The following is a 15,846-nucleotide window of genomic DNA, read 5'->3' on the forward strand; positions in this document are numbered from 1 at the left end:
CAAGGTAAAAATGAAAGGGTTAACGTCTGCCTACCAAAAGGGATTTCAGATCACTGAATCTGGTATTGGCAACGCCGTTGTGTATTTTATCTTTTCCATCGCAAAGTTAGAGCTTACATCAATCAAACCCGAAACCCCATTTACCATGCGTTTATAGAATCGATCATAACTTTTCATATCAACAACTTCTACATGCATCAGATAATCATATTCACCCGCCATGCGATAAAATGTTAAGACTTCCGGCATCTCCCGGATAAAGGACACAAACTGTTCATACCACTCGCTGTTGTGTTGCTGGGTCTTAATCATCACGATCACGGTTAAACTCAGCCCAAGTTTAGCGCCATTCAGCAACGCCACTTTTCCAACAATATACCCTTCATCTTCAAGTCGTTTTAGCCTTTTCCAGCAGGGCGTGGAAGTCAAATTCACAGCTTCAGCCAGCGCATTGAGGGATAGACTACAGTCTTGTTGGAGCAGTTCCAGTAGCTTACGGTCTATTTTGTCTAGCATATCTAAATCCTGTAGAAATATTTCCCAAATATAACGGATAATCACAGAAAAATAATAATCTATTTCTCCAAATGTAAGGGTAATCTATATACCACTACGGTATTATTATTCAGGGTCAATTTATGTCGTCTTTATGGGCTAAAAATGCCATAAAAGCTATTCAGGCTGATTATCAGCGCAGTGCAGATACCCATCTGATTCGTCTCAACCTTCCCATGTTTTCGGGTATCCATCTTTACCTTAAAGATGAGAGTACCCATCCCACCGGTAGTCTGAAACACCGGCTTGCTCGCTCCCTATTTCTTTATGCACTCACTAATGGCTGGATCAAGGAAGGAACGCCCATTATTGAAGCCTCATCCGGCAGCACCGCTGTTTCGGAGGCTTATTTTGCCCGGTTACTTGGTTTACCTTTTATTGCTGTAATGCCCTCCTGCACCGCTAAACGCAAAGTTCAGGAAATTGAGTTCTACGGGGGCAAATGCCATTTTGTAGAACATTCGGCCATGATTTATCAGGAATCAGAGCGTCTGGCAAAAGAACTCAATGGTCATTATATGGATCAATTTACCTATGCCGAACGAGCGACTGATTGGCGAGGCAACAATAACATTGCAGAAAGTATTTTCCGCCACATGAAGCTAGAGCCATTTCCTGAACCGACTTACATCGTTATGAGTGCGGGAACCGGTGGCACATCAGCGACCCTTGGCCGCTATATCCGCTATCAGGGATATGACACTAAATTAATTGTTGCTGATCCAGAAAACTCCGTTTTCTACGATTGTTACCGCCAGAATCGCCGGGATATTCTGGGAACGGTTGGCAGTAAAATCGAAGGCATTGGCCGCCCACGCGTAGAGCCTTCTTTTATTCCTACTGTGATTGATGACATGATCCAAGTTCCTGATCCTGCCACTATTGCTACCATTTACTGGCTTGAAAAATTACTTGGCAGAAAAACCGGCGCATCTACAGGCACTAATGTCTGGGGCACTTTACAGCTCGCCAAACAAATGCACGACAACAATCAGCAAGGGGCAATTGTGACGTTACTTTGTGATAGCGGAGAACGCTATCTTGATACTTATTACAACCCGGAATGGGTTCATCATAATATCGGTGATATCACACAGTACCGAACACAGCTACCCAAGTTAAACGGTTATGAGTAACATATCTCCTTCAATTTACAGAGGTAGATATCATGAAACGAGCCGTTGTTGTATTCAGTGGTGGGCAAGATTCCACCACTTGTTTAATCCAAGCACTCCGTCAATATGACGAAGTTCACTGTGTCACCTTTGATTATGGGCAGCGTCACCGTGCTGAAATTGATGTCGCTTGCCGTATCAGCAAGGAATTAGGCGCGGCTGCCCACAAAGTACTTGATGTGACTTTACTGAATGAGCTTGCAATCAGCAGCCTGACAAGAGATGACATTCCCGTGCCAGATTTCAGTGCAAGTGAAAAAAGTGGCCTCCCAAATACTTTTGTGCCCGGCCGTAATATCCTGTTTTTAACGCTAGCGGCAATTTATGCCTATCAGGTTGAAGCAGAAGCTGTCATTACGGGTGTTTGTGAAACTGATTTTTCAGGTTATCCAGATTGCCGTGACGAATTTGTCAAAGCCCTAAACAAAGCGGTTAGCCTTGGGATAGCCCGTGATATCCGTTTCGAAACGCCCCTAATGTGGTTGAACAAAGCTGAAACCTGGGCTTTGGCTGATTATTACCAAAAACTGGATTTCGTCCGTCATCAAACCCTGACTTGTTATAACGGTATTCAAGGTGATGGATGCGGCGAATGCGCTGCCTGCCATCTCCGCGCCAGAGGGCTGGATAATTATTTAAACAATGCCCAATCCACAATGGCAGAGATGAAATCCAAAACACATGTTGGTTAATCAAACCGTTTTATTTAATTAACGTTTGTAGGTAGAGAGGTTCAATGAACCTCTCACTATTTACATCTACGCTGTTTTCACTCTCCTGTTTTAGCTCCTATATGCTTCCATTCTTTGCCGTAATTCACCTTCCAGAACGAGTGCTTTTTGAGTTTTCAAATCAATGCAGACAAATGTAGTTAAGGCATCTGCGATAATTTTATTATCACTCCTGCGCGTAATTTCCTGAAAAAATGTGCCGCTTTTGTTGCCCAAGTCCCGCATGAAAGAGTTGACTTCCAGCTCATCGGTAACCACTGCCGGATGACGATAATTAATATTGATATTGACCACAACAAAACCAATATTTTTGCTGTTTAACCATTCCAGAGTGTCATCTTCAGTCAGTAAATCCCAGCGCGCTGCTTCCATAAATTCCAAATAGCGTGCATTGTTCACATGCTGAAAAAGATCAATATGGTAGCCCCTAACTTTGATAATCGTGCTCATTGCTATTTTATTCCTCTCCACTCATCCGACCAGATAATGATTAACAATAGCAAAACAATTTAATTACAATAGCGTTTAATGAATTATTATTGATCGGTATCACAGCCCTCTTGGTAAGTTTGCTACACCCGTCGTCTTTCACGTTGCCGTTTTGTTGGCTACATCTTTCTTGAACTCCATTGGGTATATGTAAAAATAACTATGGCATTACAAGAGGGCTTCATACTCAGTAAGTTAATTTATTTCGATTCTTTTCTATAAGCATAGGCCCGATACCTTGAACTTCCTGCAATTGTTCTATTGCCGTAAACGGACCATATTTTTCACGATATTCAATAATCGCCTGTGCTTTTTTAGTCCCAACACCATTAAGCTCTTTCGCCAACTCTTCGGCACTTGCAGTATTGATGTTAAGGGTGCCTTCCTTTGATATTTGCTGGCTTGAAATTTGCTTACCTTCTTGCTGCGAGCCATTGTTTTCAATGGCCTTTTGATTCTGGCTAATGGGTTGTTTCACTATCTTATCAGTCGATTCATTCACTGTGCTGGCGTGAGCTAACGATATGTTGATACACACAGCCATCATGAGTGAGTTGAATAATATCCTTACATATTTCATATAAATCTCTCCATGTTTTGTTGACGAGGGAGAGATTGCCATAATAATTTTTCTGGGCAATAGGTAAGATTTAAATATGCGAAAGGCCACGAAAGTGGCCTTTTTCAATTGCTATTTTGCACAAATAGCTGCGAGTGACTTCACAATTTTATTCGATTTGACCAAACTTAATATCAGCATTATCACGCAAATTAATGATGAGTGATTCCATCATGTTATTACCTGTTTGATACTGATAATTCGTTGTATATTGTTTGAGCTGCTCATCGGTAATAGAGCCTGGAGTCACTTTATCCAACTGGATCAATACTGCGTTACCTAGTTCATCTTGGGCTAAACCATATTCAACCTTACCCTCTTTAGGATGAGGTAAAGTGAATGCCATATCGGTAGCCTGATTAGTTTGTCCCATGCGTTGAACCACGGTAGGTTGGGCAAACTGGATTCCCGCAGCTTCCAATGCCTGCTCACCCTTACCTTCTTTCAAGGCAGCCAGTAATTTTTCACTCTCAACCTGAAGCTGTTTTTCCGCTTTCTGGCGCTTCACCAGTTCAGCGATTTCAGTTTTAGCTTGTTCGAATGGCTGAACGGTTTCAGGTTTAACATCGTCAACACGCACAATAAAGGCTCTGTCACCCTCAACCGAAATGACATCAGAGTTAATGCCGGTTGATCCTTTATCATCAAGCAAATTGCCAGAGAAAATAGCCTGAACAACTTGGCTGAAGTTAATATCAGCAGGCACATGATCACGATCAAACCAGTCAGTCGTCACAGCCTGATAACCGGCGGCTTTTTCTGCTGCCGCCAAAGACTCATTATCATTAGCTGCCGCATCACTGACTTTTCTCTGTAAAGAGAAAAACGCATCAACCGCTTTTTCCTGCTTAACGATTTTTTCTATCTCCGAACGGAGATCTTCCAATGGCTTGACAACCTGAGGTTTGATATCGTCCAAACGGAAAATCGCATATCCATTGGATAACTTGACGACATTAGAAAGCTGCCCTTTCTGGGTCAAATTAGCGGTTTTAATCTCATTAGGCAGAGAATTCTCTTCCATCCAGCCGAGATCCCCTCCTTTTTGAGCAGAAAATTTATCTGTCGATTTTTCTGATGCTAATTGACTGAATTCAGCCCCTTTATTTAATTCATCCAAAACCGATTTAGCCGCCGAATCTGAGGCCAATTGAATAAAACTGTACTTCTTCTGTTCAGATTTGGTGTATTTCGACAGGTTGTCGTTATAATATTTTTCAATATCCGCATCAGATACGGTGACATTTTTCAGTTCATCCGCAGCATCCATCTTGATATAGCTGATTTTCACTTTCTCTGGCACAGCGAAATTTTTACTGTTCGCGTCATAGTAGTTTTTCAGCTCTTCATCGGTGACTTTTTGCTGCGCTTCTATTGATTTCAATTCAAGAGTTGCAAGGCGCACGGTTCTTTCTTGAAAACGAAGCGCGGCTTCCTGTTTGACTTCAGTCGGTAACGCGATTTCCGAATTTATCAATATTTGCCTTAATTGACGATTAATAAGCTCTTGGCGAATCTGCTCAGCAAAGACGTCAGGACTCATGTTTGAGCGAGCAAGCAAGTCCAAATAATCCTGATATTTCTTGTTATCAAATTTGTCATCGGTTCTAAGAAAAGGCAGGTTACGTATTTCCTGTGCAACCTGCTCATCACTCGCTGATAACCCCAACTTACGTGCGTATTGTTCAATCAAGGTGATATCGACCAGTTGATTTAATGAGTTACGCCGAAACTGCTGTACGGCCTGTTCATTACTCAACAAAGTTGAAAATTCATCTCCCAGCCTCTCCTGCATAGCATTTTTCTCTCGCTGAAATGCTTGCTCTAGCTGAGCACGACTAATGGTTTGGCCATTCACTTTGGCAGCATAACTACCACTTTCGCTCGACAGGTAGCCTGTGACACCTGTTACCAGAAAAGTCAGGATAATTAGAGCCAACACAATTTTAAGCACAGGACCGTTTGCCGCCGTGCGTAGGTTGTCCATCATAAAGACGTAAAACTCCGCTTTAGTGAAAAAGAAACTGTCATATTACGACAATTCAGACGCTAAGAGAAAAAAAGCGCACCAATTGATTGATGCGCTTATATTCTAGCCTATCAACATTGCCTAGTCAGTTTAAGTTTACTGCCAGGCAAAAACGAGGAGCAGGTATCCTACTCATTAACCGTTGACAGCATCTTTCAGTCCCTTTCCCGCGCGGAAAGCAGGGACTTTTGCTGCTGCAATCTTGATTTCCTTGCCTGTCTGAGGGTTACGTCCCGTACGGGCTGCGCGCTCACGCACAGTAAACGTACCGAACCCTACCAAAGCGACATCATCACCGTCTTTCAATGCATCAGATACTGAAGAAATGAATGCATCTACTACACGTCCGGCTGCTGCCTTGGAAATATTCACATCAGCAACAATTTTGTCGATCAGTTGTGATTTATTCACTCTTATCATCCCCATTTAGTTTTACTATATGACAAAAACCGATTTATAACGGACAACACAACCGTCGTTCCGTCATATCAATCCTTTCCAGTATTAGCAAGAAATCATGGAACAGCAAAATATTTAATCGGATAATTAGACTAGACTAACTTAATGACACAAAAAAAGGCTGGCAAGTCTCAATTCACTTGCCAACCGAAATTTTATATACACTTCTTGAGTTAGCTCACTATTTTTGTACTATTTTAGTGATACTACTTCTGCACCAAATGCAGGTTTCTGCAAAGCTATAGCTAAAATATCTTCTATACGCTTAACGGGATGGATTTCCAAATCTTGAATGACGTTCTGTGGGATCTCTTCCAAATCACGTTTATTTTCATCTGGAATGATGACGGTTTTAATTCCCCCACGGTGAGCGGCCAGCAGTTTTTCCTTCAGGCCACCAATTGGCAGGACTAAACCGCGTAACGTAATTTCACCCGTCATAGCCACATCAGCACGAACCGGGTTACCTGTCAGACAAGAAACCAATGCGGTGCACATGGCAATCCCCGCACTCGGACCATCTTTCGGCGTCGCCCCTTCAGGTACATGCACGTGAATATCACGTTTTTCATGAAAATCAGGGCTGATGCCCAGTTTATCAGCACGAGCCCGAACAACAGTCAATGCCGCCTGAATGGATTCCTGCATAACTTCACCCAATGAGCCAGTATAGGTCAATTTACCTTTACCTGGCACACTGGCTGTTTCAATCGTCAGCAGATCGCCACCGACTTCTGTCCATGCAAGACCGGTTACCTGACCAACCCGGTTTTCTGTATCAGCACGACCGTAATCGACCCGCTGTACTCCCAGATAATCTTTCAGGTTATCCGCGTTGATTTCAATGTGCTTGATCTTCTTATCCATCAACAATGCTTTCACGGCCTTACGACACAATTTAGAGATTTCACGTTCCAGACTACGAACGCCAGCCTCACGGGTGTAGTAACGGATAATGCCGATAATGGCACCATCATCAATGGTTAATTCGCCTTTTTTCAGGGCGTTGCGCTCGATCTGTTTTGGCAGAAGATGACGCTTGGCAATATTCAGTTTTTCATCTTCGGTGTAACCCGACAGGCGAATGACTTCCATACGATCCAGCAGGGGAGCAGGGATATTCATGGAGTTAGACGTTGCCACAAACATAACATCAGACAGATCGTAATCGACTTCAAGGTAATGATCGCTAAATGCTACGTTTTGTTCAGGATCAAGGACTTCCAACAATGCTGAAGCCGGATCACCGCGCATGTCAGATGACATTTTGTCAATTTCATCCAATAGGAACAGCGGGTTTTTCACGCCGATTTTGGACATTTTCTGAATTAATTTGCCCGGCATGGAACCAATATAGGTACGGCGGTGCCCACGGATTTCTCCTTCATCATGCACGCCTCCCAATGCCATACGCACGTATTTGCGCCCGGTTGCGCGTGCAATGGAGCGTCCCAATGAGGTTTTACCCACGCCTGGAGGCCCGACCAGACAGAGTATTGGTCCCTTAATCTTGTTAATACGGCTTTGTACTGCGAGATATTCAAGAATACGCTCTTTGACGCGCTCCAAACCATAATGGTCTATATCCAGCACTTCCTGAGCTTTCACCAGATCTTTTTTGACCTTGCTACGCGCAACCCAAGGAATTTGTACCATCCAGTCAATATAACCACGAACAACTGTTGCTTCAGCCGACATTGGAGACATCATTTTTAATTTCTGCAATTCAGCTTCTGCTCTTTCGCGCGCCTCTTTAGGCATTTTCGCCTCTTCGATTTTGCGCTTTAGCGTCTCATATTCATCAGGTGCATCATCCATCTCACCCAATTCTTTCTGGATCGCTTTCATTTGCTCATTCAGGTAGTACTCGCGCTGGCTTTTTTCCATCTGTTTTTTAACGCGGTTACGGATACGTTTTTCTACCTGTAGAAGATCGATCTCTGATTCCATCATTGCAATCAGATATTCAATGCGCTCAACAACATCAGTCATTTCTAGAACAGCCTGTTTGTCATTGATTTTCAAAGGCATGTGCGCAGTAATGGTATCAGCCAACTTTGCTGCATCTTCAATACTGTGCAACGATGTCAATACTTCCGGCGGGATCTTTTTGTTCAGTTTGACATAACCTTCAAACTGATTGATCGCTGTTCTTACCAGAACTTCTTGTTCACGTTCATCAACATCAGGAGATTCAAAATATTCAACTTGCGCATAAAAATACTCGCCATTGTCCGTCAACGTAGTAATGCGAGCACGCTGTAAACCTTCAACCAGAACTTTTACTGTGCCATCTGGTAGTTTCAGCATCTGTAAAACAGAAGCCACTGTACCTACGGAGAAAAGATCATTGACTCCCGGTTCGTCAGTGGATGCTTCTTTTTGCGCGACCAACATGACCTGTTTGTCATGATCCATTGCTGCTTCCAGGCAATGAATCGACTTCTCACGCCCAACAAACAGAGGGATCACCATATGTGGGTAAACCACTACATCGCGCAAAGGCAATACAGGGATTTCTATGCGTTCGGAACGCTCAGGATTCATAGAGCTCTCTCTTCGTTTATACCCTTCACTTTTCAAGTTGCCTCCTTGTTAGCTGCGCTCACTCACCCCAGTCACATCGTTAGCTACGCTTCTGGGGATTCATTTACTTGCCGTCGCGAAGCAACTCGAAATCTATTGGGTACAGCTTTCGCCAGTTTTTAGGAATCTCGTGAAACACGGTTTTCACGAGTTTCACTTCAAAGAATACAAAATATATGGGGACAAGAATCTGACATTCAATAGCCTATATCTGCAAAAAACAAAATGAGGGAAAATCCCTCATTTGTATTTTTTCAATGCGTATTGATAATCGGTATTTCCTACCCTATTTTCTTCACTCACCAGAAACTTGGGCATCCGGCTTGCTATATATCAATAATGGTGCGGATTTCTCTTCGACAACCGCTTCATCAACGACCACTTTCTCGATATGTTCCATTGATGGCAGGTCATACATTGTGTCCAGCAAAACACCTTCAACAATTGAACGAAGACCACGGGCGCCGGTTTTACGTGCCATTGCCTTTTTCGCGATGGCAGTCAACGCTTCTTTTCTGAACTCCAGTTCAACACCTTCAAGATTAAACAGAGCCTGATACTGTTTGGTCAGCGCATTTTTTGGCTCTTGTAGGATCTCAATCAGTGCTTCTTCATTGAGTTCAGTCAATGTTGCCAAGACCGGCAGACGGCCAATGAATTCAGGAATTAAACCAAATTTGATTAAATCTCCCGGTTCAACCTGAGACAGCAATTCACCTTCTGTTGCTTTCTCAGATTCGCCTTTAACTGTAGCACTAAAACCAATACCTGAACTGATATTCAAACGCTGGCTGACAACTTTATCCAGACCGGCAAACGCACCACCACAAATAAACAGGATTTTGGAAGTATCAACCTGCAAAAACTCCTGTTGTGGATGTTTACGACCACCCTGAGGTGGAACCGCTGCCACAGTGCCCTCTATCAGTTTCAACAACGCCTGCTGAACCCCTTCACCCGATACATCACGGGTAATCGAAGGGTTGTCAGATTTACGGGAAATTTTATCTATTTCATCAATATACACGATACCACGCTGTGCTTTCTGCACGTCGTAGTCACATTTTTGCAGAAGTTTCTGGATAATATTTTCTACGTCTTCCCCAACATAACCCGCTTCAGTCAATGTCGTGGCGTCAGCCATAGTAAACGGAACATCCAAATAGCGGGCAAGTGTCTCAGCCAGCAGGGTTTTACCGCTTCCTGTCGGGCCAATGAGCAAGATATTGCTTTTGCCTAATTCCACACCATTATTGCTGTCCCCATTACGTAGTCTCTTGTAATGGTTATAGACAGCCACTGCTAACACTTTTTTCGCCGTTTCCTGACCAATGACATAATCATCCAGATGTTGACGAATTTCATGAGGGGTAGGTAATGCGCTACGCTCACGATGTGGTACCAGCTCTTTAATTTCTTCGCGAATGATATCATTACATAAATCGACACATTCATCGCAGATATACACTGACGGGCCGGCGATTAATTTCCGGACTTCATGTTGGCTTTTTCCGCAGAAAGAGCAATACAGCAGCTTTCCTGAACCGTCTTTGCGCTTATCTGTCATCAGTCAACCTCACTTTATGAACTGTTATCCCAGTTTATCTGGCATAACAGAAAAAACGCTGTTATTACTCCGCCCGGTTTAACGTCAACATAAAGAAGCGCCCTGAAAGGAGCAGCATCGGAGTAATAAAGTAATTGTCAATAAATTAGTTGCGCTGGGTGAATACACTATCAACCAGTCCGTATTCTACGGCTTCTGAGGCTGATAGGAAACGATCACGTTCTGTATCTTCAGCGATCTTATCAAGGGATTTCCCAGTATGTTTTGCCATCAATTCGTTCATACGAGCTTTAACCTTGAGTATTTCTTGTGCATGGATTTCAATATCCGTCGCCTGTCCTTGGAAACCACCTAATGGCTGGTGAATCATAACCCTGGAATTCGGCAGACAGAAACGCTTGCCTTTTGCCCCAGCAGTCAACAAAAATGCTCCCATTGAGCAGGCCTGCCCCATACAAATGGTACTCACATCCGGCTTGATAAATTGCATCGTGTCGTAAATAGACATGCCAGCCGTAATAACCCCACCCGGAGAGTTGATATATAAATGAATATCTTTTTCTGGGTTTTCTGCTTCCAAGAATAACATTTGGGCAGCAACCAAGTTCGCCATATGATCTTCAACTGGCCCAGTCAGAAAAATAATACGATCTTTTAATAAGCGGGAGTAAATATCAAATGCGCGCTCCCCACGTGCTGTTTGTTCAACCACCATCGGCACCAAAGACATGTTAGGTGCATATTGATCTTGCTTGCCACTGTATGACATTTCCGTCTCCTAATAGAACTCACGCTGGTGCCATTCATAACTGATTCTACTTGAGATAAGCGATGATGACCATGATCCAAAGTTAACTAACAAGGGGTTTTTCCCCCTCTAAAAAGTAGTAAGCTCTTACATAATAGTAAGAAAGGATATGAGGTTAAATCTGTTTTTTTCAAGAAAAATAAAAAAAACCCGCAAGCAGAGCCTGCGGGTTTACTTTATTGAGAGTGAGATTTCATCATCTCAGGCAATCAATAAATGAAACTTATGCCAGTTGATTTTGGTTCATAAGCTCATTGAAACCAGTTTCTTTTTCAGAAACTTTAGCTTTACTCAGAACGAGTTCAACAGCCTGCTCTTCCAGAGCCATATTGCGAATGCTGTTCATCAATTCTTTGTTTTTGCCGTAGTATTCAACAACTTCTTTTGGATCTTCGTAAGCAGCAGCCATCTCTTCGATCAGTGTATTAACACGATCTTCTTCGACTTTCAGCTCATTGCTGCTGATAACTTCACCTAACAGCAAGCCAACAACAACGCGACGTTTTGCCTGTTCTTCGAACAGTTCACGCGGCAGTTCCAGAGCCTGTTTTTCATTGCCGCCAAAACGCTGGGCAGCCTGACGGCGCAGTACATCAATTTCACCATCAACAACCGCAGCAGGAACGTCAATTTCGTTAGCGTTAACCAGACCATCAAGAACCTGAGTTTTGATGCGATCACGAACGGCATTTTTCAGTTCACGTTCCATGTTCTTACGAATTTCAGCACGCAGACCTTCAACAGTCGTATCCGCAATACCAAAACGCTTGATGAACTCTTCGGTCAGCTCTGGCAGTTCACGCTGTTCAATTTTCTTCAGATTGATGACGAACTTAGCCGCTTTACCTTTCAGGTTTTCTGCGTGGTAATCTTCTGGGAAAGTCACATCGATGGTGAATTCTTCACCCGCTTTGTGACCAACGATACCGTCTTCAAAACCTGGGATCATACGACCCTGGCCCATCGCCAGAACGAAATCTGTGGATTTACCACCTTCAAACTCTTCACCATCGACAGAGCCGGTGAAATCAACAGTGACACGATCTTCCGCAGTTGCTGCTTCGTCAGTGTCTTTCCAACTGGCCTGCTGCTTACGCAGAGTATCCAGCATGGTGTCAACATCTGCATCGTTAACTGCAACGACAGGTTTTTCAACTTCAATTTCTTCCAGACCTTTCAGTTCAATTTCTGGATAAACTTCAAACTCAACGGCATAAGTGAAGTCTTCGCCTTCTTTAAACTGTTCAGGTTTGTAGCTTGGTGCGCCTGCTGGATTGATTTTGTGCTCAATGATTGCATTGATGAAATTACGCTGCATCAGATCACCCAGAACATCCTGAAGGACAGAAGCGCCATAACGCTGCTGAACAACCTTCATTGGCACTTTACCCTTACGGAAGCCATCAATACGGACTTTCTTTGCTACATTAACCAATTCACTGCTAACTGCTTTTTCGATATCGGCAGCAGGAACGGTGATTGACACACGACGCCCAAGGCCTTGAGTGGTTTCAACAGAAACTTGCATCTTGTTACCTCAAAAAAATCATAGTGCTCGGTCAACTTCAGAATGGCTGCAATACCTAACACAAGCTGATTGCAGCACTCTTTAAGAACCGGGGCGGTCGCATTTAAAAACCGAGAATCCCTGTGATCAGAAGCGTCCCGAAACCATTCTAAAAATTTAGACGCAGCATTATAGCGACGCAGACAGTATGAGTCGAGAATTGCAGACAAAAGCATGCATGATTTGTTGACTTATGTGATAAATGTTGCTCAATGACGACATCACAATAGTGTTTATGCAATTATTATCTAAGCAAAAATATGGCTATAAACAAAAATGCAGCCCGAAAGCTGCCATCTAAAATTAAACCTAGATTATTAATAATAAAACCTGACAGGCTATTGGATTAGCACGCAAAATTATAAATTTGATGTCGTTGTATTTCCGCCGCGACACGCAGGAGAAGCCAAAACAGTGTCGCCCAATTCGGCCCATTCCTTTTCTGTATAAGTATGAAGCGCCAAAGCATGCACCCCCTCTTCCAGCTCCTTAGCCAGAACACTATATACTGAGCGATGACGACTGAGCATCCTTTGTTCAACGAATTCATTGCTTATCACAATGATTTTAAAATGACTTTCAGAACCTGCCGGTACGTTGTGACGATAACTTTCATCAATCACTTCCAGATGAGAAGGCTTAAATGCCGCCCGTAATTTTGTTTCTATTTCCTGACGAACCATCTCATTCTCCTCAACCACCAAAGGTTATTTATCAACCACATCATTGACTCTAGATTATTTCCCGTTACTTATAGCATCAGGGATAACCCGATCTCTTTAACAGAATTTCTTTAGGGTATTCCCTTTGAGTTTCCATCATCAGGGATATGCCGTTATTCATGGCGATGCTATGATTACGGCAGTTTATACTACTGTATTAATCTGTCGGATACCCGAATCTTGAATTGAGAAAACCCAAATGCTAAAGAAAATATTTATTCCATTGATCGCGCTTTTCTTTTTAGCCGGCTTATCTGGCTGTGCAAACTCAGGTAATACACTCGCCATTCAGCCCAAAATCACTCTGCCATCGGCAGATCCAACCATGAAAGCGATTACACTCAGTATTAGTGGGGCCGACCATCGTCAATCTCAAGCCCTGGCCCAAATTAATCGCGATGCACGATTAGTCACGTTAATGCCTTCCCGCGATTTACGCTTTTTACTTCAAGAAGCACTAGAAAAGCAAATGGTTGCTCGCGGCTATATGATTGGCTCTCCCTCCAATGCCAATTTGCAAGTCATTGTGAATCAGCTCTATGCCGACGTAAAAGAGGGCAGTCTGCGTCATGATATTGCAGCAAAAGCGGAGATCTCCATTATTGTTTATGCCCAAGATGGCAGTAAACAGATTAAAAACTATCGCACTAGCTACAATGTCCAAGGGCCGTTGAGTGCAACAAACGCAAAAATTGCTGACGCAGTCAATACGGTCTTATCTGACGTGATCGCAGACATGGCTCAGGATTCTTCAATCAGCACCTTCATCAAACAAAACGTCCGCTAACCGGATAATAAATAAACTTTCTGCCTAATTCTTAAAAATGAGATGCTGCGCAGAAAGTTTTTGGGAGGCTCATGACTAACCACCGTTATTTAAACTTATCTGCACTACGCAACTATCGAACCCTTCTATTATTGGGCTTTGCCTCAGGGCTGCCTCTTGCACTCACAGCAGGAACGTTACAAGCATGGATGACTGTCGAAAATGTCGATATACGAACTATCGGTTTTTTCACTCTGGTTGGTCAAGCCTATGTTTTTAAATTTCTCTGGGCACCCGCAATGGATCGATATTCCCCCTCATTTTTGGGGCGTCGACGGGGATGGATGCTCATAACGCAACTTTTATTGATCGTCAGTATTGCTGCGATGGGATTCCTGCAGCCATCCCAGCATTTATGGTGGCTCGCTGCATTGGCGGTTGCCGTTGCCTTCTTCTCAGCTTCCCAAGATATTATTTTTGATGCCTATAAAACCGACTTGCTGCCGCAGGAAGAACGAGGGTCAGGTGCCGCAATTTCCGTATTGGGCTATCGGATAGCTATGCTGACTTCTGGTGGATTAGCCTTGCTGCTGACCCTCTATATTGGCTGGCAAAATATGTATTGGGTTATGGCCGGCATGATGTTGATTGGTGTTTATGCCACTCTCACCGCCAAAGAGCCAGAAATCAGTGCAGCCCCGCCAAAAACCTTGCGTCAAGCCGTACTCCAGCCATTATATGACTTTTTCAATCGAAACAATGCCTGGCTTATCCTGCTGTTGATTGTCCTGTACAAAATGGCAGATGCTTTTGCGCTCTCACTCAGCACTCCGTTCCTTATTCGTGGTGTTGGTTTCAATCCGGCGGAAGTCGGTATGATCAATAAAACCTTCGGACTCGCCGCAACCATTGTCGGTGCATTGTACGGTGGTTATTTGATGCATAAGTTGAGCCTGTTCCGTGCACTGATGATATTTGGCATTCTGCAAACCGTTTCAAATTTCGGGTATTGGATACTTGCCGTGACGCCTAAGGATATCTATGCCATGGGAGCGGCCATTTTTCTGGAAAATATCTGTGGTGGTATGGGAACTGCGGCATTTGTCGCACTGCTGATGAGCCTGTGCAATAAATCATTCTCGGCAACCCAGTTCGCTTTGCTCTCTGCATTGTCGGCTGTTGGTCGGGTGTATGTTGGCCCCGTAGCAGGATGGTTTGCAGAAGCACACGGCTGGCCCATGTTTTACCTGTTCTCAGTGGTTATCGGATTGCCGGGACTGGCACTGTTGCTCGTCTGCCGTAAGACACTGGCTTATACTGAAGAGCATGACGACTTTATGCCGCGAACACTCTTTGGTAACTATTACCGATTAACCTTTATTGCCATCCTATGCGCTGTTCTTATCTTTGTCGCTTGGCTAATCCTCAGCATCCTGATATTCCTTGCAGGCCATCTGGTGATTTACTTACCGTTAGCTTTTCAGGTTTATTTCCTTAATATTCACCATATTAATGATCTGATATCGCCTATGTTGTCATGGAGTGTGGCTCTCGGCGTTTTTGGTCTGATTTTGGGCGGAATTCTGGATTATCTGGCCCTGAGAAAAACTCACCTCGCTTAGCCAGTTCCCCTAGTTATTACCCCATCTCGTACAACAGAAGGCTAACAAAGTTCAGTCTTCTGTTGATTTATTTAGTGACAAACTTCACAAATAAAACAAAAAAACACCATTATGTGACTTGAGAGACATCTTTTTCGGAACGTTAATATTT

At 43.5% G+C, this 15,846-nt stretch carries 14 protein-coding genes; 4 read left to right on the forward strand and 10 right to left on the reverse strand.

Translation table 11 applies throughout. From position 1 onward, the window contains the following. Positions 1 to 45: 45 nt before the first annotated feature. Entirely contained in the window at positions 46 to 516 is a 471-nt protein-coding gene (locus tag Xbed_RS02670) for an Lrp/AsnC family transcriptional regulator (RefSeq protein ID WP_086111561.1), read from the reverse strand. A 122-nt stretch (positions 517 to 638) separates the two neighbouring features. On the opposite strand from Xbed_RS02670, the gene Xbed_RS02675 reads away from it, so the two are divergent. Further along, the gene (locus Xbed_RS02675; protein WP_086111408.1) at positions 639 to 1,691 is read left to right on the forward strand and encodes a PLP-dependent cysteine synthase family protein; all 1,053 of its coding nucleotides are present in this window, start codon (positions 639 to 641) and stop codon (positions 1,689 to 1,691) included. A 32-nt stretch (positions 1,692 to 1,723) separates the two neighbouring features. After that, positions 1,724 to 2,422, forward strand: a complete 699-nt coding sequence (gene queC, locus Xbed_RS02680) for a 7-cyano-7-deazaguanine synthase QueC (RefSeq protein WP_086111409.1) — start codon at positions 1,724 to 1,726, stop codon at positions 2,420 to 2,422. Positions 2,423 to 2,512: 90 nt separating this feature from the next. Here the strand turns inward: queC and Xbed_RS02685 are convergent, their stop codons facing one another. The 9 genes from Xbed_RS02685 to bolA all read right to left on the reverse strand — a co-directional run bounded on the left by Xbed_RS02685 (position 2,513) and on the right by bolA (position 13,268). Next, the gene (locus Xbed_RS02685; protein ID WP_086111410.1) at positions 2,513 to 2,911 is read right to left on the reverse strand and encodes an acyl-CoA thioesterase; all 399 of its coding nucleotides are present in this window, start codon (positions 2,909 to 2,911) and stop codon (positions 2,513 to 2,515) included. 226 nt (positions 2,912 to 3,137) lie between these two features. Next, on the reverse strand, positions 3,138 to 3,530 hold the full coding sequence (locus tag Xbed_RS02690) for a ComEA family DNA-binding protein (protein ID WP_086111411.1): 393 nt from the start codon (positions 3,528 to 3,530) through the stop codon (positions 3,138 to 3,140). 148 nt (positions 3,531 to 3,678) lie between these two features. Beyond that, positions 3,679 to 5,559, reverse strand: a complete 1,881-nt coding sequence (gene ppiD / locus Xbed_RS02695) for a peptidylprolyl isomerase (protein ID WP_086111412.1) — start codon at positions 5,557 to 5,559, stop codon at positions 3,679 to 3,681. A 174-nt stretch (positions 5,560 to 5,733) separates the two neighbouring features. Further along, positions 5,734 to 6,009, reverse strand: a complete 276-nt coding sequence (gene hupB / locus Xbed_RS02700; protein ID WP_208612184.1) for a nucleoid-associated protein HU-beta — start codon at positions 6,007 to 6,009, stop codon at positions 5,734 to 5,736. 240 nt (positions 6,010 to 6,249) lie between these two features. Beyond that, positions 6,250 to 8,604: an endopeptidase La gene (gene lon / locus Xbed_RS02705; protein WP_086111414.1), complete on the reverse strand. Its 2,355-nt coding sequence runs from the start codon at positions 8,602 to 8,604 to the stop codon at positions 6,250 to 6,252. 334 nt (positions 8,605 to 8,938) lie between these two features. Then, positions 8,939 to 10,210, reverse strand: coding sequence for an ATP-dependent protease ATP-binding subunit ClpX (clpX, locus tag Xbed_RS02710; protein ID WP_086111415.1), 1,272 nt, complete (start codon positions 10,208 to 10,210; stop codon positions 8,939 to 8,941). A gap of 145 nt (positions 10,211 to 10,355) precedes the next feature. Then, positions 10,356 to 10,979: an ATP-dependent Clp endopeptidase proteolytic subunit ClpP gene (gene clpP, locus Xbed_RS02715; RefSeq protein ID WP_086111416.1), complete on the reverse strand. Its 624-nt coding sequence runs from the start codon at positions 10,977 to 10,979 to the stop codon at positions 10,356 to 10,358. A 262-nt stretch (positions 10,980 to 11,241) separates the two neighbouring features. Then, the gene (tig, locus tag Xbed_RS02720) at positions 11,242 to 12,546 is read right to left on the reverse strand and encodes a trigger factor (RefSeq protein ID WP_086111417.1); all 1,305 of its coding nucleotides are present in this window, start codon (positions 12,544 to 12,546) and stop codon (positions 11,242 to 11,244) included. Between the two features lie 398 nt (positions 12,547 to 12,944). Further along, entirely contained in the window at positions 12,945 to 13,268 is a 324-nt protein-coding gene (gene bolA, locus Xbed_RS02730; protein WP_086111418.1) for a transcriptional regulator BolA, read from the reverse strand. A gap of 238 nt (positions 13,269 to 13,506) precedes the next feature. Between bolA and Xbed_RS02735 the strand changes: the two genes are divergently transcribed. Both Xbed_RS02735 and ampG read left to right on the forward strand, forming a co-directional pair. Further along, on the forward strand, positions 13,507 to 14,094 hold the full coding sequence (locus Xbed_RS02735; RefSeq protein ID WP_086111419.1) for a lipoprotein: 588 nt from the start codon (positions 13,507 to 13,509) through the stop codon (positions 14,092 to 14,094). Between the two features lie 71 nt (positions 14,095 to 14,165). After that, positions 14,166 to 15,695 carry a muropeptide MFS transporter AmpG gene (ampG, locus tag Xbed_RS02740; RefSeq protein ID WP_086111420.1) on the forward strand — a complete coding sequence of 510 codons (1,530 nt, stop codon included), beginning with the start codon at positions 14,166 to 14,168 and terminating at the stop codon, positions 15,693 to 15,695. The last annotated feature ends 151 nt before the right edge of the window (positions 15,696 to 15,846 follow it).

The sequence above is a fragment of the Xenorhabdus beddingii genome, assembly GCF_002127545.1.
GTDB lineage: Bacteria > Pseudomonadota > Gammaproteobacteria > Enterobacterales > Enterobacteriaceae > Xenorhabdus > Xenorhabdus beddingii.